General features: G+C 65.5%; 16 protein-coding genes and 1 pseudogene. 7 read left to right on the forward strand and 10 right to left on the reverse strand.

Annotation, left to right across the window (positions count from 1 at the left end; genetic code table 11):
• Positions 1-161: 161 nt before the first annotated feature.
• Positions 162-965: a PaaI family thioesterase gene (locus CSQ99_RS28370; protein ID WP_099042329.1), complete on the reverse strand. Its 804-nt coding sequence runs from the start codon at positions 963-965 to the stop codon at positions 162-164.
• Positions 966-1,029: 64 nt separating this feature from the next.
• Between CSQ99_RS28370 and CSQ99_RS28375 the strand changes: the two genes are divergently transcribed.
• The 3 genes from CSQ99_RS28375 (at position 1,030) to CSQ99_RS28385 (ending at position 9,589) form a co-directional block, all read left to right on the forward strand.
• Entirely contained in the window at positions 1,030-3,120 is a 2,091-nt protein-coding gene (locus CSQ99_RS28375; protein ID WP_245909138.1) for a heavy metal translocating P-type ATPase, read from the forward strand.
• Between the two features lie 411 nt (positions 3,121-3,531).
• Complete coding sequence (gene gltB / locus CSQ99_RS28380; protein WP_099042331.1) at positions 3,532-8,127, forward strand: glutamate synthase large subunit; 4,596 nt, start codon at positions 3,532-3,534, stop codon at positions 8,125-8,127.
• A complete protein-coding gene (locus CSQ99_RS28385; protein WP_099042332.1) occupies positions 8,120-9,589 on the forward strand; it encodes a glutamate synthase subunit beta in 1,470 nt (489 codons plus the stop codon). Before gltB ends, CSQ99_RS28385 begins: the two co-directional genes overlap by 8 nt.
• A 441-nt stretch (positions 9,590-10,030) precedes the next feature.
• Here the strand turns inward: CSQ99_RS28385 and CSQ99_RS28395 are convergent.
• Positions 10,031-10,884 (reverse strand): annotated as a pseudogene (locus CSQ99_RS28395) (LLM class F420-dependent oxidoreductase).
• A gap of 100 nt (positions 10,885-10,984) precedes the next feature.
• Entirely contained in the window at positions 10,985-12,481 is a 1,497-nt protein-coding gene (locus tag CSQ99_RS28400) for a potassium/proton antiporter (RefSeq protein ID WP_099042333.1), read from the reverse strand.
• Positions 12,482-12,636: 155 nt separating this feature from the next.
• Between CSQ99_RS28400 and CSQ99_RS28405 the strand changes: the two genes are divergently transcribed.
• Positions 12,637-13,314: a potassium channel family protein gene (locus tag CSQ99_RS28405; RefSeq protein WP_099042342.1), complete on the forward strand. Its 678-nt coding sequence runs from the start codon at positions 12,637-12,639 to the stop codon at positions 13,312-13,314.
• 30 nt (positions 13,315-13,344) lie between these two features.
• The gene (locus CSQ99_RS28410; RefSeq protein WP_099042334.1) at positions 13,345-13,917 is read left to right on the forward strand and encodes a TIGR03086 family metal-binding protein; all 573 of its coding nucleotides are present in this window, start codon (positions 13,345-13,347) and stop codon (positions 13,915-13,917) included.
• 13 nt (positions 13,918-13,930) lie between these two features.
• Here CSQ99_RS28410 and CSQ99_RS28415 read toward each other — a convergent pair whose 3' ends face one another.
• Both CSQ99_RS28415 and CSQ99_RS28420 read right to left on the reverse strand, forming a co-directional pair.
• Entirely contained in the window at positions 13,931-15,562 is a 1,632-nt protein-coding gene (locus CSQ99_RS28415; RefSeq protein ID WP_099042343.1) for a SulP family inorganic anion transporter, read from the reverse strand.
• Positions 15,563-15,573: 11 nt separating this feature from the next.
• A complete protein-coding gene (locus CSQ99_RS28420) occupies positions 15,574-15,951 on the reverse strand; it encodes an ArsR/SmtB family transcription factor (protein WP_099042335.1) in 378 nt (125 codons plus the stop codon).
• Between the two features lie 128 nt (positions 15,952-16,079).
• On the opposite strand from CSQ99_RS28420, the gene CSQ99_RS28425 reads away from it, so the two are divergent.
• Positions 16,080-17,084: a PHP domain-containing protein gene (locus CSQ99_RS28425; protein ID WP_099042336.1), complete on the forward strand. Its 1,005-nt coding sequence runs from the start codon at positions 16,080-16,082 to the stop codon at positions 17,082-17,084.
• A gap of 7 nt (positions 17,085-17,091) precedes the next feature.
• Here CSQ99_RS28425 and dinB read toward each other — a convergent pair whose 3' ends face one another.
• Together dinB and CSQ99_RS28435 are read right to left on the reverse strand one after the other, a co-directional pair.
• Complete coding sequence (dinB, locus tag CSQ99_RS28430; protein ID WP_099042337.1) at positions 17,092-18,312, reverse strand: DNA polymerase IV; 1,221 nt, start codon at positions 18,310-18,312, stop codon at positions 17,092-17,094.
• Positions 18,313-18,332: 20 nt separating this feature from the next.
• The gene (locus CSQ99_RS28435; RefSeq protein WP_099042338.1) at positions 18,333-18,980 is read right to left on the reverse strand and encodes a TetR/AcrR family transcriptional regulator; all 648 of its coding nucleotides are present in this window, start codon (positions 18,978-18,980) and stop codon (positions 18,333-18,335) included.
• A gap of 79 nt (positions 18,981-19,059) precedes the next feature.
• Between CSQ99_RS28435 and CSQ99_RS28440 the strand changes: the two genes are divergently transcribed.
• Positions 19,060-20,535: a flavin-containing monooxygenase gene (locus tag CSQ99_RS28440; RefSeq protein WP_099042339.1), complete on the forward strand. Its 1,476-nt coding sequence runs from the start codon at positions 19,060-19,062 to the stop codon at positions 20,533-20,535.
• A 1-nt stretch (position 20,536) separates the two neighbouring features.
• On the opposite strand, the gene rraA is transcribed toward CSQ99_RS28440, so the two are convergent.
• The 3 genes from rraA to CSQ99_RS31745 form a co-directional block, all read right to left on the reverse strand.
• Positions 20,537-21,019 carry a ribonuclease E activity regulator RraA gene (gene rraA / locus CSQ99_RS28445; protein ID WP_099042340.1) on the reverse strand — a complete coding sequence of 161 codons (483 nt, stop codon included), beginning with the start codon at positions 21,017-21,019 and terminating at the stop codon, positions 20,537-20,539.
• Positions 21,016-21,771 (reverse strand): MerR family transcriptional regulator, encoded by a 756-nt coding sequence (locus tag CSQ99_RS28450; RefSeq protein WP_099042341.1) that lies wholly within the window; start codon positions 21,769-21,771, stop codon positions 21,016-21,018. Before CSQ99_RS28450 ends, rraA begins: the two co-directional genes overlap by 4 nt.
• A gap of 48 nt (positions 21,772-21,819) precedes the next feature.
• The coding region (locus CSQ99_RS31745) for a hypothetical protein (RefSeq protein ID WP_281258521.1) at positions 21,820-22,267 on the reverse strand (448 nt) is incomplete at its 5' end.

Raw genomic sequence — 22,267 nt, forward strand, 5'->3', positions numbered from 1 at the left:
CCTGCCACCCATGGCGGCACCCCTTCGGCCACCAAATCCCAGTACCGACGCAGCACTGACTTCAACACCAAAGGACGAGCCATCAACACTCCTACGCGAAGTGTTGCAATCACCCATTGAAATCAGGTCGAATTTTCCCTGCGAAAGGTGATTTTGGGCGCTTACGCGTAGGCGGTGAGGCGGGCGACGATGGCGACGTGCCCATCGGGACCGATCGCCTGTGCCTCGCCGATGCCGCTGCGGCGACCCACGCGTAAAGCCGTTCCGACATAACGCGATTCGGGACCTGCGCGGAACTGGCGGATGAAGTTCACCCGCAGCGATGCGGTGCGCAGCGGCTGTTCTTCGCGTCCGGCGTTGATCGCCGCTGACGCGACCAGTTCGAGTGCCATCGCCGATACACCGCCGTGGACGATGCCGAGGCTGTTGTTCAACACCGGATCGGGCAATTGCTGAAGTGCCTTCGCCGCACCGCCACTCTCGGCGACCCGGACCGCCATTCGCCCGCTCAGCGTGCCGGACGGCAGCGGACCCGTCGGTCCGTCGGGGAATTCGGCGAGATGCCCCGGGACGCTGATGTAGAAGGAGCGCACAGTCGCGGTGGCCAGCGTCGTGCCGCGATGGGTCAACTCACACAGGCCCAGTGCGACGTCGCACTTGGCGCCGAACGGTCGCGAGGTCGCGGCCACCGGTTCATCGGGGGCTTGGCCGATGACATTGACCGCGTCGGGGCGGACCTCGAACGACAACTCGCTGGAGACCGTCCACTCGCCGTCAGCGCGCCGGTGGTGGTTGACCAGCCCGCCGACGTGGTCGACCAGCATCGCCAGCGGCGCGATCGTGAGCGTGCCGGTCAGCGGATTGACCATCTCGCCTGCGGGTATCGATGCCACGCAGCCGTCGGGACCGTCCTCGGACGTCACGATGCCGAAGCGGCCCAACGGGGTGTTCAACGGGTGGGACATCGGAATACAGATTGGCCGACCCACGCGCTGGCCATATACCCCCTAGGGGTATATGATCGGCGACATGACCGAGATAGACCACTCCCAGCATCACGCGCCCGCGGACCACGAAGGCCACGGCGGGCAGGGACACGGAGGACATGGCGACCATGTCGCCGTCTTCCGGCGAATGTTCTGGGTGATGCTCGTGCTGGCCGTTCCGACGGTGGCGCTGTCGGGAATGTTCGCGATGATTCTGGGTTATCCGGTGCCGACGTTCCCCGGTGCGCAGTGGGTGTCCCCGGTGCTCGGCACGGTGATGTACGCCTGGGGTGGTCGGCCGTTTCTGACCGGCGCCGTCAGTGAGATCCGTTCGCGCGCACCGGGAATGATGCTGCTGATCGGCCTGGCCATCACGGTCGCGTTCGTCTCGTCGTGGGGTGCCAGCCTTGGCCTCTTGAACCACCAGCTCGACTTCTGGTGGGAACTGGCGCTGCTGATCGTGATCATGCTGCTCGGCCACTGGATCGAGATGCGGTCACTGGCGCAGACCACCTCGGCACTGGACTCACTTGCAGCCCTGCTGCCCGATGAGGCCGAGCGCCTGGTGGGTGACGATGGAAATAGCACGGAGACGGTCGCGCCTTCCGAACTGCGCGTCGGTGACGTGGTCCTCGTGCGGCCCGGCGGCAGCGTGCCCGCCGACGGCGAGATCGTCGACGGATCGGCAGATGTCGACGAGTCGATGGTGACCGGCGAATCCCGCCCGGTGCGCCGGAGCGTGCGTGATCACGTCATCGCGGGCACGGTCGCCACCGACTCTGGGCTGCGGGTCGCGGTGACCGCCGTCGGTGACGACACCGCACTGGCGGGGATCCAGCGGCTGGTGACCGAGGCGCAGAACTCGTCTTCGCGAGCGCAGCGTCTGGCAGATAGGGCCGCGGGCTGGCTGTTCTGGTTCGCACTTGGCGCCGCGATCGTCACGGCCATCGCGTGGACCCTGCTCGGGCAACCCGACGATGCGGTGGTGCGCACGATCACGGTCCTGGTGATCGCATGCCCACATGCGCTGGGGCTGGCGATCCCGCTGGTGGTATCGATCGCGACGGAGCGCGCCGCCCGCGGCGGCGTCCTGATCAAGGACCGGCTCGCGCTCGAGAGCATGCGCACCGTCGGTGCGGTGCTTTTCGACAAGACCGGGACGCTGACCAAGGGCGAGCCGACCGTGACCGCGATTGCGACCAGCGCGGTGGCCGACGTTTCAGAGGATCGGGTACTGGCACTGGCCGCAGCCGCGGAGACCGATTCCGAGCACCCCCTGGCCCGTGCGATCGTCGAGGCCGCCCGCAGGCGCGGATTGTCGGTTCCGCGGTCGTCGGGGTTCAATTCGTCGCCCGCGGTCGGCGTCGAGGCGGCGGTGGACGGACACCGGGTCCGGGTCGGAGGCCCCCGACTGCTGGACGAGGCGGGCCAGACAGAGCTGCGCGCCGTGCTGCCGTGGCGCGACGAGGGCGCGATCGTGCTGCACGTACTGGTCGACGGCGAGGTGGTCGGGGCCCTCAAGCTGGCCGATGAGGTCCGCCCGGAATCCCGCCAGGCCGTCGACGCGCTGCACCGGCTGGGTATCGAGGTGGTGATGATCACAGGCGACGCCGAGTCGGTGGCCCGCTCGGTGGCCGACGACCTGGGCATCGACAGGGTGTTCGCAGGCATTCGACCAGGCGAAAAGGCCGCGAAGGTGGCAGAGCTCCAGGCCGAAGGGCTCGATGGGCGGCGGGGCGGGAGACATGGAGTGGCCTTTGTCGGGGATGGTGTCAACGATGCCCCGGCTCTGGCCCAGGCGGATGTGGGCATCGCGATCGGCGCAGGCACCGACGTGGCGATCGCCTCGGCCGGCGTGATCCTCGCGAGCTCTGACCCCCGGTCGGTGCTGTCGGTGATCGTGTTGTCGAAGGCGACCTACCGCAAAATGCAGCAAAACCTCTGGTGGGCAGCGGGATACAACCTGATCTCGGTGCCGCTCGCGGCGGGCGTCTTGGCCCCGATCGGGTTTGTGCTGCCGATGTCGGTGGGTGCGATCTTGATGTCGGCGTCGACGGTGGTGGTGGCCGCCAACGCCCAATTGCTGCGCAGGCTGGACCTACGGCCCGAGTCGAGTGTGCAGACCGTTCTCTAAGAATCTGGCTAGGCTTTGCGCAAATCTGTCCAGCCTAATAAGACCTGTACAACGAGCCGTAATTGATACACAGCAAATCAAACGGAGACGGGGCCCGACAGCGCGATCTGCTTCGCATTCTGGCTCTCGATCGGAACTGCAGCCCAAACATCCACGGCAGCAATGTATTTCGTTGAATCGCGCCGCCCGATTCGCTCGCGTCGCGAACGGGCCCGAAACCTGTAGTTAGGTGGTCCTAAGTTGGCGTGTCACGTCTCATTTGTCATATCGTTTTGACCACTTATGGCGAGTGGGAATTGGGCCGTCGTTCAGTGCTGCACGAAGGAACCGCCCTCGCTGGAACGGCCAAAGGCCGTCCTCGATGGTTGGCCGGCGGAATCTCCGTTAGACGTGCGGAAAAGGTAGGTGGGAATGGCGCCCAGAAGTCAAGGGCTGTACAACCCCGCGTTTGAGCACGACGCGTGTGGCGTGGCCATGGTCGCGGACATGCACGGTCGCCGCAGCCGGGCCATCGTCGATGCCGCCATCACTGCCCTGGTGAACCTCGAGCACCGCGGCGCCCAGGGCGCTGAACCGCACACCGGTGACGGCGCGGGAATTCTGCTGCAGGTCCCGGACGAATTTCTGCGAGAGGTCCTGAAGGGCCAGGGCGCCTCGTTCGAGCTTCCGGAGTACGGCAGCTATGCCACCGGCATCGCCTTCCTGCCGCAATCGTCCAAGGACGCCGCCACCGCCTGCGAATCGGTGGAGAAGATCGCCGAGGCCGAGGGGCTCGAGGTGTTGGGCTGGCGCGAACTGCCCACCGACGATTCGTCGCTGGGCGCCCTGGCCCGCGATGCGATGCCGACGTTCCGGCAGGTGTTCATCGCCGGCGCCTCCGGAATGGACCTGGAGCGCCGCGCCTATGTGGTGCGCAAGCGCGCCGAGCACGAACTGGGGACCAAGGGTCCCGGGCAGGACGGCCCCGGCCGCGAAACGGTCTATTTCCCAAGCCTTTCGGGCCAGACCCTGGTTTACAAGGGCATGCTGACGACACCGCAGCTCAAGGCGTTCTACCTGGATCTGCAGGACGATCGGCTCACCAGTGCGCTGGGCATCGTGCACTCACGGTTCTCGACCAACACATTCCCGTCGTGGCCGCTTGCCCACCCGTTCCGACGGATCGCCCACAACGGCGAGATCAACACCGTCACCGGCAACGAGAACTGGATGCGGGCGCGCGAGGCGCTGATCAAGACGGGCGTGTTCGGCGAACAGGGTCTCGACAAGGTCGTCCCGGTGTGCACCCCGGGCGCTTCGGATACCGCGCGCTTCGACGAGGTGCTCGAATTGCTCCACCTCGGCGGCCGCAGCCTTCCGCACGCCGTGCTGATGATGATTCCCGAGGCCTGGGAGCGCAACGAGTCGATGGACCCGACCCGGCGCGCGTTTTACGAGTACCACGCATCGCTGATGGAACCGTGGGACGGCCCCGCGTCGATGACGTTCACCGACGGCACCGTGATCGGCGCTGTGCTGGACCGCAACGGCCTGCGCCCGTCGCGCATCGAGGTCACCGAGGACGGTCTGGTGGTGATGGCGTCGGAGGCCGGCGTGCTGAACCTGGACCCGTCGACCGTCGTCAGGAAGATGCGCCTGCAGCCCGGCCGGATGTTCCTGGTCGACACCGCGCAGGGCCGCATCGTCGATGACGAGGAGATCAAGGCCGAACTCGCCGCCGAGCACCCGTACCAGGAGTGGCTGGACGCCGGACTCTTCAAGATCGAGGATCTGCCGGCCGGCGACTACGTACGCATGCCGCATCACCGGGTCGTGTTGCGCCAGCAGGCATTCGGCTACACCTACGAAGAGCTCAACCTGCTCGTCGCGCCGATGGCGCGCACCGGAGCCGAGCCGCTGGGCTCGATGGGTACCGATACTCCGGTGGCTGTGCTCTCCCAGCGGCCGCGGATGCTCTACGACTACTTTCAGCAGCTATTCGCACAGGTCACCAATCCGCCGCTCGACGCCATCCGCGAAGAGGTGGTGACCAGCCTGCAGGGCACCGTCGGCCCCGAGGGCGACCTGCTCAACCCCAACGCCGACTCGTGCCGACAGATCGTGCTGACGCAGCCGATCCTGCGTAACGCCGAACTGTCGAAGCTGATGTGCGTCGACCCCGACCACGAGATCCGCGGCCACAAGCACGGCATGCGCGCAGCCGTCATCCGATGTCTCTACCCGGTGAATCGCGGCGGGCAGGGTCTGAAGGAGGCGCTCGACAACGTCCGTGCCAAGGTGTCGGCGGCCATCCGTGAGGGCGCTCGAATCATCGTCCTGTCCGACCGCGAGTCCAACGAGCAGATGGCGCCGATCCCGTCGCTGCTGAGCGTCTCGGCCGTGCATCACCACCTCGTTCGCGACCGGACCCGCACCCAGGTCGGGCTCGTCGTCGAGGCCGGCGATGCCCGCGAGGTGCACCACATGGCGTGCCTGGTTGGGTTCGGCGCCGCCGCGATCAACCCCTACATGGCGTTCGAGTCGATCGAGGACATGGTCGACCGTGGCGTGATCACCGGCATCTCCAGCGACCAGGCGAAGGCCAACTACGTCAAGGCGGCTGGTAAGGGCGTGCTGAAGGTGATGTCCAAGATGGGCATCTCCACGCTGGCGTCCTACACCGGTGCGCAGTTGTTCCAGGCCATCGGGATCAGCCAGCCGCTGCTCGACGAGTACTTCACCGGGCTGACGTGTCCCGTCGGCGGCATCGATCTCGACGACATCGCCGACGACGTCGCCACCCGGCACGCGCTCGCGTATCTGGATCGCCCCGACGAGTGGGCGCACCGCGAACTCGAGGTCGGCGGCGAGTATCAGTGGCGCCGCGAGGGCGAGTACCACCTCTTCAACCCTGACACGGTGTTCAAGCTCCAGCACTCCACCCGCACCGGTCAGTACTCGATCTTCAAGGAGTACACCGCCCTGATCGACGATCAGAGTGAGCGGATGGCCTCGCTGCGCGGTCTGCTCAAGTTCAAGGACGGCGAGCGCGCTCCCGTACCGCTGGACGAGGTGGAGCCGGCCAGCGAGATCGTCAAGCGGTTCTCCACTGGGGCAATGAGCTACGGCTCGATCTCGGCCGAGGCCCACGAGACGCTGGCAATCGCGATGAACCGCCTTGGCGGACGGTCGAACTCGGGCGAGGGCGGCGAGGCCGTGCAGCGCTTCGACCGCGACGAGAACGGCGACTGGCGCCGCAGCGCCATCAAGCAGGTGGCGTCCGGCCGGTTCGGTGTCACCAGCCACTACCTGTCCAACTGCACCGACATCCAGATCAAGATGGCCCAGGGGGCCAAACCCGGTGAGGGCGGGCAGCTTCCGGGCAACAAGGTGTATCCGTGGGTGGCCGAGGTGCGGCACTCTACGCCAGGCGTCGGACTGATCTCCCCGCCGCCGCACCACGACATCTACTCGATCGAGGATCTTGCGCAGCTGATCCACGACCTGAAGAACTCCAATCCGCAGGCGCGCGTCCACGTGAAGCTGGTGAGCGAGAATGGAGTCGGCACCGTGGCGGCGGGTGTGTCGAAGGCGCACGCCGACGTCGTGCTGATCTCCGGTCACGACGGCGGCACGGGCGCGACCCCGCTCACGTCGCAGAAGCACGCGGGCGCGCCGTGGGAACTCGGTCTCGCCGAAACCCAACAGACGTTGCTGCTCAACGGTCTTCGCGACCGCATCGTGGTGCAGGTCGATGGTCAGCTCAAAACCGGCCGGGACGTCGTCGTCGCCGCGCTGCTCGGCGCCGAGGAGTTCGGCTTCGCCACCGCACCTTTGGTGGTCTCGGGTTGCGTCATGATGCGTGTCTGCCACCTCGACACCTGCCCCGTCGGCGTGGCGACCCAGAATCCCGTACTGCGCCAGCGGTTCGAGGGCAAGCCGGAGTTCGTCGAGAACTTCTTCATGTACATCGCCGAAGAGGTGCGGGAGATGATGGCCCAGTTGGGCTTCCGGACCGTCAACGAGATGGTTGGGCAGGTCGGAGCCCTGGACACCACGAAAGCGGCCGAGCACTGGAAGGCCTACAAGCTGGACCTCGCACCCGTGCTGCACGAGCCTGAGTCGGCCTTCATGAACCAGGACCTCTACTGCAGCTCAAGCCAGGACCATGGGCTGGACAAGGCGTTGGATCAGCAACTGATCGTGATGTGCCGCGAAGCGCTGGATTCCGGATCACCCGTCCGCTTTTCGACGACGATCGCCAACGTCAACCGCACAGTCGGCACGATGCTCGGCCATGAGGTGACCAAGGCGTACGGCGGCCAGGGGCTTCCGGACGGCACCATCGACATCACCTTCGACGGCTCGGCGGGCAACAGCTTCGGCGCGTTCGTCCCGAAGGGCATCACGCTGCGTGTGTACGGGCAAGCCAACGACTACGTCGGCAAGGGATTGTCCGGTGGACGGATCGTGGTGCGTCCGTCCGACGATGCACCGGCCGAGTACGTCGCCGAGGACAACATCATCGCCGGCAATGTCATTCTCTTCGGCGCCACGAGCGGCCAGGCGTTCATTCGTGGTCAGGTGGGCGAGCGGTTTGCGGTGCGCAACTCCGGCGCGCACGCGGTCGTGGAGGGTGTCGGCGACCACGGATGCGAGTACATGACCGGCGGCAAGATCGCGATCCTGGGCCCCACCGGCCGTAACTTCGCGGCGGGCATGTCCGGCGGTATCGCCTATGTCTACGATCCCGACAACACGTTGGGTGAGAACCTCAATTCTGAGATGGTGGAACTCGAGGACCTCGACGACGAGGATCTTCAGTGGCTGCACGAAATGCTCCTGGCCCATGTCGATGCCACCGATTCCGCTGTCGGACAGCTCATTCTGAGCGACGGGGACAACAAAGTGAAGCACTTCACCAAGGTGATGCCCCGCGACTTCAAGCGGGTGCTGAAGGCCATCGCGGACGCTGAAGCTTCCGGCGAGAACGTCGATGAGGCGATCATGGCGGCCGCCAATGCCTGATCCCCGCGGCTTTCTCAAGCACACCAAGCGCGAGACGCCGCCACGGCGGCCGGTCCCGTTGCGCCTTCTCGACTGGAAAGAGGTCTACGAGGACTTCCCCCATGACACGCTGCGCGTACAGGCATCACGCTGCATGGATTGCGGTATTCCGTTCTGCCACAACGGATGCCCGTTAGGGAATCTGATCCCCGAATGGAACGACCTCGTGCGCAACGACCGCTGGCGCGACGCGATCGAGAGGCTGCACGCCACCAACAACTTCCCTGAGTTCACCGGGCGGCTGTGCCCGGCTCCGTGCGAAGGCTCGTGCGTGCTTGGTATCAACCAGGATCCGGTCACGATCAAGCAGATCGAGGTCGAGATCATCGATAAGGCCTTCGAAGAAGGCTGGGTCGTCCCGCTGCCGCCGGACAAGCTCACTGGCAAGAAAGTTGCCGTCGTCGGCTCCGGACCGGCAGGCCTAGCCGCCGCTCAACAGCTGACGCGCGCTGGACATGCCGTGACGGTCTTCGAACGCGAGGACCGCATCGGCGGTCTGCTGCGCTACGGCATCCCCGAGTTCAAGATGGAGAAGCGCCACATCGATCGGCGTCTCGAGCAGATGGAGGCCGAGGGCACGCAGTTCCGGCCCGGCGTGAACGTCGGCGTCGACATCACCGTCGCGCAGCTGCGGCTGAACTACGACGCCGTGGTGCTTGCCGGTGGCGCGACCGCATGGCGCGACCTGCCCATCCCGGGCCGGGAACTCGACGGCATACATCAGGCGATGGAGTTCCTGCCGTGGGCCAACCGCGTCCAGCAGGGCGATGATGATGTCCTCGGTGAGGACGGCGAGCCGCCGATCACGGCCAAGGGCAAGAACGTGATCATCATCGGAGGCGGCGACACCGGCGCCGACTGCCTGGGCACCTCGCACCGACAGGGTGCGAAAAGCGTGCACCAGTTCGAGATCATGCCGCGCCCACCAGAAGAGCGCGCCGACAGCACCCCGTGGCCGGTCTACCCGCTGATGTTCCGGGTGACGTCCGCCCACGAGGAGGGCGGCGAACGCGTCTATTCGGTCAACACCGAGGAGTTCCTCGGCAGCGACGGCCGGGTCACGAAGCTGCGCGGCCACGAAGTCGAGATGCAGGCGGGCAAGTTCGAGAAGGTCGACGGCAGTGACTTCGAGCTGGACGCCGATCTGGTGCTCTTGGCGATGGGCTTCGTCGGTCCGGAGCGGGAGGGGTTGCTGACGGAGCTCGGCGTCGACTTCACCGATCGTGGCAATGTCGCGCGCGACAAGGATTTCGCCACGAAGGTGCCTGGCATCTTCGTGGCCGGCGATATGGGCCGCGGCCAGTCACTGATCGTTTGGGCGATCGCCGAGGGGCGCGCCGCGGCGGCCGGTGTCGACCGCTACTTGATCGGCAGTACGGCGCTTCCCGCACCGATCAAACCCACGGACGTTCCGCAGCGCTAACCGCCGCGAGACGCTGCTCAATAGGAGCGAATCGGACAAATTCTCGGAACACTCAGCGAGTCACATTAGTCACATCAGTCACTGCAGAATCATCAGATGATTTTTCGGCGCGCCTCGTTCCGTTTGCCAACCCGCCGAGTTTTAATGACTAAATGGGGCCATTGCGCTAGGGTAAGGCCCCGAGCAGCTATCGGTATCGACGCAGGAGTTAGCACTGTGTATCTCAATTCGCTATCTCGGTCACGGGTGAATCGAATCGCCTGGTCACTGTTCCGACATCCCCTGAAGTGCCGTGAATTCCCGGCCAAGGCGGAGCGGTTGATCACCGCCGACGAACTGGTTCGCTTCGGCGTCTAGCGAACTCTGGTCCCGCCATTGATGGCGCAGACCGCCGCGTGACCCTTCCTTTGCCGAATCGTTATATTTCCGTGACCGTCAATCTTATTTGCTGTCTAGCAGGCCCGACGCCCTGATCTCGTTGGCGAGTGGCTCCAGCACTGCCGTGTCGTACGGCGGCGGCAGGTAGACGATCGCCAGGTCCAGCCCTTCCGCGCCCAGCGCCGCGGCCTCCCCGATGACCTTGCCGTAGTTGCGGTCCTCGCCGAGGCGGACGTGGGCCGACAACATGATCTCCCTGGGATCGCGATCGATATCCGCGCAGTGCCCGGCGAGCACATCGCGCTTGCGGGCGAACTCTGCCGGGGGACCGCCCACGAAGTTCCAGTGCTGGGCGTAGCGGGCGGTGATCTTGAGCGTGCGCTTCTCGCCACTGCCGCCGATGCAATTGGCGGGTGCGGCTGCTGGGGGCCCTTGGGCTCATTGCGAGCGTCCTTGAGCTGATAGAACTTTCCGTCGAAAGTCGTCGACTCCTTCGACAACAGACTCGTCAACACCTCGCACGCTTCCTCGAACCGATCGAAGCGTTCCTTGATGGAGCCGAGTTCGATGCCGTAGGCGCCAGACTCCTCCTCGTTCCACCCGGCGCCGATACCGAGTTCCAGGCGACCGTTGGAGACGATGTCCAGCGCGGCAGCCATATTGGCGAGCACGGCGGGATGACGGTAATGAATTCCCGTGACGAGCACGCCGACGCGGAGCCGCTTGGTCGCCTGGGCGAGCGCGGTCAGCGTGATCCAGCCCTCCAGGCACGGCCCGGTGGAATCCGAGAAGATCGGATAGAAGTGGTCAAAGGTCCAGCCGGACTCGAAGACCTCGATGTCGTCGGCGGTCTGCCAGATGGCCAGCATGTCGGCCCAATTGGTGTTCTGCGGGGAAGTCTTGAATGCGAATCTCACTGCATCCAGGCTAGTCCCCGTTTCCTGCTTGCGAGCTGTGAGCGCGTCAGTCGGCTTCGCCGACTCCGGCCTTCTATTCGGCTTCGCCGACTCCGGCCTTCTATTCGGCTTCGCCGAATTCGTCGAACCAGTGCGCCAGCTTGCCCCGGCGACTGACCGCCCGAAGCCGGCGTTCGGCCGCAGCCCGGGTCTTGGTGGTGGTGACGATCAGCAGTTCGTCACCGATGGCGATGCGGGTGTCGGGCTGCGGGACGAACGTGTGGCCGTCCCGGATGATGAGGGTGATCACGCTCGGATCGGGCAGCCGCAACTCGAGGACCGTCACGTTGTGCAACCGCGACGGATCCTGCACCGTCATCGTCAGCAGCTCTGCATCGAGCACATCGAGTGGCGCTGCCTCGACCTGGAGCTCGCGGGTGGCTTCCTTCGGGATCAGACCCAACCGGTGCGCCAGAAAGTGCAGGCTGGGCCCCTGAACCAGGGTGTACACCACCACCAGGATGAACACGATGTTGAGGATGCGGATGCTGTCCTCGACCCCCGCGACGATCGGGAAGGTCGCCAGCACAATTGGCACCGCGCCGCGAAGACCGGCCCACGATACGAAGACTTGCTCGCGCCAGGGCACGCGGAACCAGATCAGCGAGACGAACACCGACAGCGGCCGCGCAATCAAGAGCAGAACCAGGCCGATGACGATTCCCGCCGCCAACTCGGCGCCCAGATCGCTGGGATCGACGAGGAGGCCGAGCAGCACGAACAGGCCGATCTGGGCCAGCCAGCCGAGTCCCTCCGCGAACGAGCGAGTCGCCGCGCGGTGGGGAAGCCCGGTATTGGCGAGTACGACAGCGGAAAGATACGCGGCGAGGAATCCACTGGCGTGGGCGCTGCCCGCGGCGGCGAACGCGACCATGCCGAGACCGAAGGTCGCCAGCGGATACAGCCCGGAGGCGGGAAGAGCGATGCGGCGCAGAGCTATTGAGCCAAGAAATCCGCAGCCCAGCCCGATCGCGGCACCCGCCACCAGCTCGTAGACAATTTGGGCGAGAGCGTGCCCCGCGGACAGCTCAAGGGGCGTCACGCTGAACATCAGGACGAGGATGACGGCGGGAGCGTCGTTGAATCCGGACTCGGCCTCGAGCAGACCCGCCACCCGGCGGGGCAGGGGTACAACGCGCAGCACCGAGAATACGGCTGCGGCGTCGGTGACGGAAACGACGGCGCCCAGAAGCACTGCCAGCTGCCAATCGATGCCGAGCAACAGATGTGCGCCTGCGGCGGTTACCGCCATGCTGACGCCGACACCCACCGTCGCCAACGCCCCGGCGGGTGCCAGCACCTTCCGCACATCGGAGAACCGAGTCGTGAGACCGCCTTCAACGAGGATGATCGCCAGTGCGATGGTGCCGAGGTGGTCGGCGAGCAGGTAGTTGTCGAAGTGCAGACCGAGCCCGTCCTCGCCGACGATGACGCCGACGCCGAGGAACAACAGCAGGCTGGGAAGCCCCACCCGGCTGGCCGCCCGGGTGGCGACGATGCTAGCCAACAGCACGAGCCCACCGGCCAGCAGCATGAGATACAGCTGCTGCAAGGTCATTTGATCCCCGTCCGGGACTGCGGTGGTGGTCTTTGAAGTGCAGTAAACACCTACCACGGCAGCCGAGGGCGGTGCTCAGGTGCGACGATGAACCGGTGTTCCGACTGACGCGCCGAGTCACCGAGGAGTCGGCGCGTGTTGATGAGCGGCGCAAAATGCGCATCGGCATCGCCGGTGCCGGGGCCGTCGGTAGATCCGTCGCCCAGGAACTGCTCGGCTACGGCCACAAGGTGCTGCTCATCGAACACAATATCCGCCACTACGAACCGCAGACGGTGGCGAAGGCGGACTGGCTGCTGGCGGATGCCTGCGAGCTGACCTCGCTCGAGGACGCCGGGATCGAAACCTGCGATGTGGTGATCGCCGCGACCGGCGACGACAAGGTGAACCTGACGGCGTCACTGCTGGCCAAGACCGAGTTCGGGGTGGATCGGGTGGTCGCGAGGGTCAACGACATGCGCAACGCGTGGCTGTTCACCGAGTCATGGGGCGTCGACGTTGCCGTATCGGCTCCCGCGGCGCTGGTCGCCGCGATCGAAGGCGCCATCGACATCGGTCATGTCGTGCGGCTGATGGAGCTGCGGCAGGGACAGGTGAGCCTGGCGAAACTGACGCTGCCTGAGGGGGATCGGTTGGTCGGACGGCAGATGCGGGATCTTCCACTGCCGGAGAACGCCGCGTTGGCGATCGTGATTCGTGAGAGCGGGATAGTGTTCCCGAAGCCAGACGACGTGCTCGAGGCGGGCGACGAGTTGTTGTTCTTCGCCGGCGGCGCCAGGAGCCAGGTGTCCGCTTTTGTCGACGGCGCGACGCGGGTGCTCGGCGAGCGATGAGTTCTGGCCACCGTGCCGGTCAGTACGGACATGATCGATATGACTGCAGCCTGCCAACGCACAGCCCAGGTGTTGGCGAACGTGACCGATGATCAGCTGAGCGCATCCACCCCGTGCGAGAAGCTGCCCGTCGATGAATTGGTGGCGCACGTCGGTGGCCTTGCTCTGGCGTTCACCGCTGCGGCACGCAAGGACTTCGGCCCGCTGACCGACACGCCTCCGACCTTCGACGGAGCCCTCGACGATGACTGGCGCACCGCCTACCCGCAACATCTCGCCGAGCTGGCCGCTGCGTTCGACGATCCGGCTGCTTGGCAGGGCATGAGCCGGGCCGGCGGCGTCGACTTTCCCGGTGAAGTGGCGGGGATGGTCGCGTTGACGGAAGTGGTGGTGCACGGGTGGGATCTGGCCCGGGCCACCGGCCAGCCCTACAGCATCGACGCCGCCACCGCCGAGGCAGTGTTGCCGCATGTCGCGCAGTTCGCCGCCGACGAACCGGTCGAGGGTCTGTTCGACCGCGCGGTGCCGGTCGCGGACGAGGCGCCGGTGCTGGACCGGATTGTCGGGATGACCGGCCGGGACCCTGCGTGGAGTGGAGGCTGAGCACGGCCCGACGTCAGTGTGGCTGACGAGCCACATGAGTACGGGCATGGCAGATGGCTTCATCGAGCGTGTCCAGCAGGTGGTTCTCGTGGCGAAGTGTCTCGAAGACGCCGACGTTGGTCAACAGGTCCATGTGTTCGCCCTGAACACCCTTGATGATGACCGTGATGCCCCGAGCCTCCAGCTCGGTGGAAATCTGTGCAAGCGTGTGCGCGCCGGTCGCATCCAACATGCCCAGCTGGGACATCCGGATGATGACCACGGATGTGTGGGGGTGGTCGGCGTCGACGATGGCGTTCGAGATACGTTCGGCCACACCGAAAAACATCGCTCCATCCAGCCGTAGAAGCGCGATCTGCTCGTCACCAGGCCGATAGGGATCCGGAAGGTCCTCGCGGACCACGCTGCTGCGGCGAGCCACGGCGCGCAATGCGAAAAACGCCGCAACGACTATCCCGATCTCGACGGCTTCGACCAGATCGAAGCACACCGTGATGACGGCAGTGAGTATGAAGGTCAGCGCGTCTGATCGGGTGGAGCGCAGGATCTTGCGGACGGTACCGGCTGAGATCATTCGGAACGAGGTCACCATGAGTACACCTGCCAAGGCGGACAACGGGATTGCCGAAACAGGCCCCGTCGCCAAATATACGACCGACAGCAGTACGAGCGAATGCACGATCGCCGATACTCGCGTGCGCGCACCAGAGCGGACGTTGACGGCGGTACGCGCGATTGCGCCGGTAGCCGGCATACCGCCGAACGCGCCCGAGGCAATGGAAGCCAGGCCCTGGCCGACCAATTCGCGGTCGGGATCGTAGGGACCCGTCGACGCCATCGTGGCAGCGACCCGTGCGGACAATAGTGACTCGATTGCCGCCAATGCCGCGATCGCCATCGCGGCGCCGACCAGCGTGCGCATGGCTCCCGTATCGACGTGTGGCAGTACCGGTGCGGGTAGGTGCGATGGCAGTTCACCGATGGTGGCAACGGAGATCCCCAACGCGGCGACGGCCATCGTTGCGACGATCACGGCTGTGAGCGATTCCGGGATACCTCGGTGCAGACGCGGGAGGATCACCATCAATACGGCGACAAGCGTCACCACACCAAGGGTTTTCGCAGCGGACGCCCAATCGGCGTTGGTGACGGCGGTCCACGCTGCAGGCAGCGTGCGGGTACCGGCCAGGGCGCCGTGCGCGAATGCAGCGGGTACTTGTTGAAGGAAGATGATCGCCGCGATGCCGAGCGTGAAGCCCTCGATGACTGGCCACGGGATGAATGTGACGGCCCGGCCCAGGCCGGTGAGACCGGCTGCGAACACAAGCAGGCCGGCGAGCACCGTTACCAACGCAACGCTGGCCAGACCGAATTGGACGACGACAGGCGCCAGTACCACCGCCATCGCGCCCGTCGGGCCGGAAACCTGCACGTGCGATCCACCGAACACCGCGGCAACCAGACCGGCCACCACAGCGGTGATGAGCCCAGCGGCCGCACCGACGCCGGAACTGAGACCGAAGGCCAGCGCCAGCGGCAACGCGACGACGGCTACGGTCACGCCGGCCAGGACGTCGCGCCGCCATGACGACCGTAGTTCGGTGTAGTCGCGGCGGTTCGGCAGTAGGCGCGCGATACCACCCATGGTGGCAGCGATCACTTGCTTCGTCCGACGGGCGGCAGTGTCTTGAGTGCTTCCCATTGGTCGCGTTGCGCACCGAGCACGTCGGCGAGGAAGGCCCTCGCGATGACCAGCAGTTCGGAGATCTTCGGATGCGCGAGCTCGTAATACACCGCATTGCCAACGCGCTGCGCCTTGACCACGCGATGTCGCTTGAGGACAGCCAGGTGTTGCGACAACAGAGTCGGTTCCAGGTCGGTTTCGGCGAGGATCTCGCCGACCGACGTCGCGCTGTCGTTCGCCGACAGGATTTCGAGCACACGGATGCGCGCAGGATGGGCGAGCGCCTTGAACAAGTTGGCCTTGATTTCGTAGAGGGGTAGCTCGGGACTATCCGGGACGCGCTGCGGCATTCGGCGACCTGACAAATTGATGGATTGAAGGATTTATCAATCCATGCTAGCTAGAGCCAGCACGGCGACGCAAACTGCGCATTCGCCGTCACGCGTGGCGTACGCCCTGACCGGGCACACTGAAAGCCATGGATCCGGTCATCGCCCTGCGCCAGATTGCGTACTACAAGGACCGGGCGCGCGAAGATCCCCGCCGGGTGATGGCCTACCGGAACGCCGCCGATACCGTCGAGGGACTTTCTGATGCCGAGCGGGAGCGTCACGGTGCGGCGAACAGCTGGCAGTCGCTATCCGGGGTCGGCCCCAAGACGGCGAAGGTCATTGCGCAGGCGTGGGCCGGTCGCGAGCCCGATGCGCTTGTCGAATTGCGGTCGAATGCAGCCGATCTCGGGGGCGGCGATGTCCGCGCGGCCCTGCGCGGCGATCTTCATGTGCACTCGAACTGGTCAGATGGCTCGGCGCCGATCGAGGAGATGATGCTGGCGGCAAAGGAATTGGGCCACGAGTACTGCGCCCTGACCGACCACTCACCGCGGCTGCGCGTCGCCAACGGGCTCTCGCCCGAGCGGCTTCGTGAGCAACTGGACGTGATCGACGAGATCCGTGACATGGTCGCGCCGATGCGAATCCTCACCGGTATCGAGGTCGACATTCTCGACGACGGGGCGCTCGATCAGGAGGACGAACTGCTCGAGCGCCTCGACGTCGTGGTGGCCAGCGTGCATTCCAAGCTGTCCATGGATTCGACGGCGATGACCCGCCGCATGCTCAAGGCCGTGGCCAATCCGCATACCGATGTGCTGGGCCATTGCACCGGACGGTTGGTGACCGGCGGTCGAGGAGTGCGGCCCGAATCGAAGTTCGACGCCGAGAAGGTGTTCACCGCGTGCCGCGACAACGGCACCGCCGTTGAGATCAATTCGCGGCCCGAGCGGCGTGATCCCCCGACCCGCCTGCTGAATCTCGCGCTCGAGATCGGCTGTGTGTTCTCCATCGACACCGATTCGCATGCGCCCGGGCAGCTGGAGTTCCTCGGCTATGGCGCCCAACGCGCGCTTGACGCGGGGGTGCCCGTAGAACGGATCGTCAATGCGTGGCCCGCGGAGAAGCTGTTGGGCTGGACCCGCTCCTAGAACTCGCCTAATCCGGCAGCAGCGGCATTTCGAGGCCGGGGTCGCGGCCGAGCTGGGCACCGCGCATGACGGCGGCATTGCCGTAGCGCTTGCGCACCTGGTCGACGGCGTCGTCCAGCGCTAGGGCGTCGCGATCGTGCGCGGGTGGGAATGGCAGCTCCAACTGCTGCGCGCCATGGCGGTCGATGTTGGATACCGAGAAACCGACCAGGGTGAGGCCTCGTTCGGCGATCAGCGGAGCGGCCGCCGTGACGAGTGAGCGCGCGGTATCGAGGATCATGTCTGTGGACGCTGTCGCCCGCGGCATGGTGTGGGACCGGGTCGCGCGGCCGAAATCGTCAAAACGCAGGCGCAGCACAACAGTTCGTCCGGTGCGGCCCGCCTTGCGCATGCGGCGGGTGATGCGGTCGACCAGATTGATGATGACAGCGTCGACCTCTGCCGCTGACATCGAGTTGCCACGCCTGCCGAGCGCGCGCTGCGCACCGACCGAACGACGGCGGACGCCCGTCACCACCCGGCGCCGGTCGATGTTGCGGGACAACGCAAACAGCCGATAGCCCATGGCTCCACCGACGAGCGATGCCAGCGTCGACTCGGACAGTTCGGCGACATCGGCCACCGTCTCGATCCCGTGCGCGTGGAGCTTCTCGGCCGTCTTGGCGCCGACGCCCCATAGCCGTCGCACCGGCAGCGGGTGCAGGAACGCGAGTTCACGATCGGGCGGAACGAGCAGCAGTCCGTCTGGCTTCGCCTCCTGGCTCGCGACCTTGGCCAGGAATTTGGTGCGGGCGATACCGACGGTGATCGGGAGCCCCACCCGGTCGCGCACCGCGGAACGCAACTGTGCGCCGATCTCCACCGGTGTGCCCGAAACCCGTAAGAGGCCGGAGACGTCGAGGAATGCCTCGTCGACGCTGAGGGGCTCGACGACCGGTGAGGTGTCATCGAAGACGTCGAACACGGCGCGGCTGGCGTCGGAGTACGCCGACATCCGTGGCGGCACGACGATGGCATGGGGGCACAGTGCGCGCGCCTGGCGACCACCCATCGCGGTCCGGACGCCGTAGGCCTTGGCCTCGTAACTGGCCGCGAGCACAACGCCGCCGCCGACGATCACCGGCCGTCCGCGCAGCGCAGGATCGTCACGCTGTTCGACCGACGCGTAGAAGGAATCGAGATCAGCGTGCAGGATGCTGGCTGATGACCCAACCGCTGACACGAACATATGTTCGCATCGAGGTGTGACTAGTTGGGGACCGTGCCGTAGATGCTCGTCACCCAGATGTGCGCCAGCGTGTTCACGATCTGGCCGTGGGCGATCGAGTCCTTCTCGGCCGCGTAGGCCGCGAACATCGTGCGCTCGTTCATCAGGTTGAGTGCGATCGCAAGATCCCTGGCCGGCACGGTATCGGGCGCGGCGTTGCGGTCACGCTCGGTCTGGATCGAGTCGGTGGTGTAGTCGATCCACTTCTGCATGAACGTCGACCACAGTGACTGCATCTCGGCGTTGGTGGGCCTGGATGCCCATCCGGCGAGCATCACCGAGCGATGCTCGCCAAACGACTTGAACAGAGCGTTGATGGCGCGCCATGAGCCTGCCGGGTCGACGCCGGCATCTGTCGGGCCGAGCGCCTGATCGGCGCGCTCGTCGGCCTCCGCGATGATGCGGGTCATCAGCGTCAGGAGCACCGCGTCCTTGGATGGGAAGTAGAAGTAGAAGGTCGGCCGGGACAGACCCGCTCCCTTGGCGAGGTCGTCGACCGAGATATCGGCCAGCTGGCGATCTTCGAGCAGATCCTCGAGCGTCGTGAGTATCGCCAGCTCACGGTCGTCGCCGGACGGCCGCGTCGAACGACGGGCACGCGTCGCGCGGGGTCGGCTGGCGGCGGTCACAAGTAGTGACTTTACACGGTGTTGAGATACTCAACATACTGTTGACTATCTCAACACGCCGTTGATACGCTCCGGTACCATGAGCGAACACCTTGATGTCGTCATCGTGGGAGCCGGCATCTCCGGCATCAGCGCCGCCTGGCACCTGCAGGACCGCTGCCCCTCCAAGAGTTACGCGATCCTGGAGCGCCGGGAGAATCTCGGCGGCACCTGGGACCTGTTCAAGTACCCCGGCATCCGCTCGGACTCCGACATGTTCACGCTGGGCTTCCGGTTCAAGCCGTGGACCTCGGAGAAGGCGATCGCCGACGGGCCATCGATCATGTCGTACCTCAAGGAGACGGTCGCCGAGTACGGCATCGACAAGCACATCCGCTACGGCCACCGGGTCCTCAGTGCGGACTGGTCAGACTCCGACAACCGCTGGACGGTCCGCGTGGAGACCGACGGTGAGGAGCGTGAGATCACCGCGTCGTTCCTGTTTGCGGCCAGTGGCTATTACAACTACGACCAGGGTTACACGCCGGAGTTCGTCGGCTCCGAGGACTTCGCGGGCACAATCATTCACCCGCAGCATTGGCCCGAGGACCTCGACTACGCAGACAAGAAGATTGTCGTCATCGGCAGTGGTGCGACTGCGGTGACTCTCATTCCGGCCCTGGCCAACTCGGGTGCCGGCCACGTGACCATGCTGCAGCGTTCACCCACGTACATCGGCGCGCTGCCCGATGTCGACCCGTTCACCGTCCGGATGAACAAGTCGCTACCCGAGAAGCCGGCCTACGTGGTCAACCGGTGGAAGAGCATCCTGTTCCAGTCGGCGCAGTACCGGATCGCCAGGCGTTTCCCGAACTTCATGCGCAAGACGCTGATGACGATGGCGGAGCGGCGTCTGCCCGAGGGCTACGACGTGCAGAAGCACTTCGGACCCAAGTACAACCCGTGGGACGAGCGGCTGTGCCTGGCGCCCAACGGTGATCTGTTCAAGACCATCAAGGCGGGCAAGGCCGATGTCGTCACCGACGCCATCGAGCGCTTCACCAAGACCGGCATCAAGCTGGCCTCAGGTGAGGAGCTGCAGGCCGACATCATCGTCACAGCAACGGGTTTGAACCTGCAGCTGTTCGGCGGTGCCGAGATCAAGCGCAACGGCGTGCCGATCGAACTCAACGACACGATGGCGTACAAGGGCACGATGCTGACGCATATGCCGAACTTGGCATTCACCATCGGCTACACCAACGCTTCGTGGACGTTGAAGGCCGACCTGGTTTCGGAGTTCGTCTGCCGCGTGCTCAACTACATGGATGCCAAGGGCTTTGACACCGTCGAACCGCAGCATCCGGGCAACAGCGTCGACGAGGCTCCGCTGATGGACTTCACCCCTGGCTACGTCTTGCGGGCGTTGGACTACCTGCCCAAGTCGGGACATGTAGCGCCGTGGCGGCTGAAGCAGAACTATCTGCTGGATCTACGTCTGATCCGGCACGGGAAGGTCTCCGATGAGGCGCTGCATTTCACCAAACACCGTGCGCCGGTGACGGCTTCGGCTTAGGTCACTCCGCGGCGACTACGACTATGCCGTCGTCGTCGCTGTAGGCAATCTCGCCAGGCGCGAAAAGTACGCCGCCGAACTCGACGGCCACATCACGTTGACCGTCACCGGCTTTCGTGCTTTTTCGGGGGTTGGTGCCGATTGCTTTGACTCCGATGTCGAGTGTGCGCAGGGTCGACGAGTCCCGTACCGCACCGTTGATGATGATTCCGGCCCAGCCGTTGTCGACGCCGAGGCCGGCAATGACGTCGCCGACCAGTGCGGCGTGTATTGAGCCGCCGCCGTCGATGACCAGTACACCGCCGTTACCCGGTTCGGACAGTACTGATTTCAGCAGGGCATTGTCCTCAAAGCATTTCACCGTGGTGATCGGTCCGGCGAACTCGGACCTCCCGCCGAACTGACGGAACTGCAGATCGCAGCTGCGGACGTCGGGCCCGATGTCGTCGACGAGGTCGGCAGTGGGGCGCGGTTCGATGCTCACGCCGTGATGCTAGCGATCACCACGTCGTGCACGAATTGGGCCAAGCCCGGTTCGACGTCGTCGTAATACGCCGCGAACCTATCGTCGGCCAGGTACATCTGCACCAGTCCGCGGTGCATCTCGCCACCGCAGTCGTAGAAGCGCTCGATACTCGCGCGGTGCCGTGCGGCCAGTGCGTCGGCCTCCGGTGTGCCGGGGCGCACGCCGGCCCGCTTGGCGGCCGCCAGATCGTGCAGCAGCGCGTCCCCTTCGGCCTTGATATCGATCCAGCCCTGTTTCGTCAGCTGGGCGACCCGCTGCCGGGACTGCTTCCATTCGTCGGTGTCGCCCCAGCGCTGCTCGGCTTCGACCGCGTACTCCTCGCCGAATGCTATGGTCCCGAAGATCTCGACCTGTTCCTCGGCGGACAGCTGAATGCCGCTGCGATGCGCGTTCATGAGTTCCTCCACTGCCTTGATAGTGCGCTGCAGACTTTCGGCCCGCTCGATGAGCAGGGCGTGCTGGCGTTGCAGCCTGGTCAGCCCGTCGACCTCTGCGTCATCGAGCAGAACGTGGATCTCATCCAGCGGAAGCCCCGCCGCGCGGTACACCAGCACGAGGTGCAGCCGTTCGATGTCGGCGTCGGTGTAGCCGCGGTACCCCGCCGGGGTGCGGACGCTGGGTACCACCAAACCGATGTGGTCGTAGTGATGCAGCGTGCGCACCGAGACAGCGGTGAGGGCGGCTACCGCGCCGACTGTTCGCACGTCCATAGCGCCACTATCGACCCTGACGTCACGTGAGGGTCAAGCGAATTCGATTCAGCCCTCGTCAGAGCCGCGGCGCATGATCAGCACCACCAGGATGGCCAGCAGGCCGGCTGCGATGGCCGCAGCGATCGGCAGCCGCGACGGCTCGGGGCCGATGAATGGCACCGGCGCCGGTCCGGACACCGGGTTGCTCGCCGTGGCCACCGTGGCTTTCGCCTTGGCCGCGGCTTCCTTCGCCGCCGAAGCCAGGTCGCCGTTGGTGTCCGCCAACTTCGCAGGCGGCGCGGGCGCCTTCTTGGCGGGCGCCTTCTTGGCCGGTGCTTTCTTGGCCGGGGCCTTCTTAGCGGGGGCGGCCTTCTTCGCAGCTTTGGCGGGGGACTTCTTGGCCGGCGTCTTCTTCGCGGCCTTCGCCGGTTGCGGCGGCGACGCGGGCGGCGATGGCCCCGAAGAAGACGCCGGCCGGGGAGCTGCCTCTGATACACATCTACGAGCCCACGAG

Origin of the sequence: Mycobacterium neglectum (assembly GCF_002591975.1) — a bacterium.
Lineage (GTDB): Bacteria > Actinomycetota > Actinomycetes > Mycobacteriales > Mycobacteriaceae > Mycobacterium > Mycobacterium neglectum.

Bases quoted from the DNA above. Each gene is read 5' to 3' on its own strand.
- CSQ99_RS28410 (WP_099042334.1), top strand. From the start codon at position 13,345: ATGATCGATATGACTGCAGCCTGCCAACGCACAGCCCAGGTGTTGGCG.
- dinB (WP_099042337.1), bottom strand. From the start codon at position 18,312: ATGTTCGTGTCAGCGGTTGGGTCATCAGCCAGCATCCTGCACGCTGAT.
- CSQ99_RS28400 (WP_099042333.1), bottom strand. From the start codon at position 12,481: ATGACCTTGCAGCAGCTGTATCTCATGCTGCTGGCCGGTGGGCTCGTG.
- CSQ99_RS28425 (WP_099042336.1), top strand. From the start codon at position 16,080: ATGGATCCGGTCATCGCCCTGCGCCAGATTGCGTACTACAAGGACCGG.
- gltB (WP_099042331.1), top strand. From the start codon at position 3,532: ATGGCGCCCAGAAGTCAAGGGCTGTACAACCCCGCGTTTGAGCACGAC.
- CSQ99_RS28420 (WP_099042335.1), bottom strand. From the start codon at position 15,951: ATGCCGCAGCGCGTCCCGGATAGTCCCGAGCTACCCCTCTACGAAATC.
- CSQ99_RS28450 (WP_099042341.1), bottom strand. From the start codon at position 21,771: ATGGACGTGCGAACAGTCGGCGCGGTAGCCGCCCTCACCGCTGTCTCG.
- CSQ99_RS28375 (WP_245909138.1), top strand. From the start codon at position 1,030: ATGACCGAGATAGACCACTCCCAGCATCACGCGCCCGCGGACCACGAA.
- CSQ99_RS28415 (WP_099042343.1), bottom strand. From the start codon at position 15,562: ATGGGTGGTATCGCGCGCCTACTGCCGAACCGCCGCGACTACACCGAA.
- CSQ99_RS28405 (WP_099042342.1), top strand. From the start codon at position 12,637: ATGCGCATCGGCATCGCCGGTGCCGGGGCCGTCGGTAGATCCGTCGCC.
- CSQ99_RS28440 (WP_099042339.1), top strand. From the start codon at position 19,060: ATGAGCGAACACCTTGATGTCGTCATCGTGGGAGCCGGCATCTCCGGC.
- CSQ99_RS28385 (WP_099042332.1), top strand. From the start codon at position 8,120: ATGCCTGATCCCCGCGGCTTTCTCAAGCACACCAAGCGCGAGACGCCG.
- CSQ99_RS28370 (WP_099042329.1), bottom strand. From the start codon at position 965: ATGTCCCACCCGTTGAACACCCCGTTGGGCCGCTTCGGCATCGTGACG.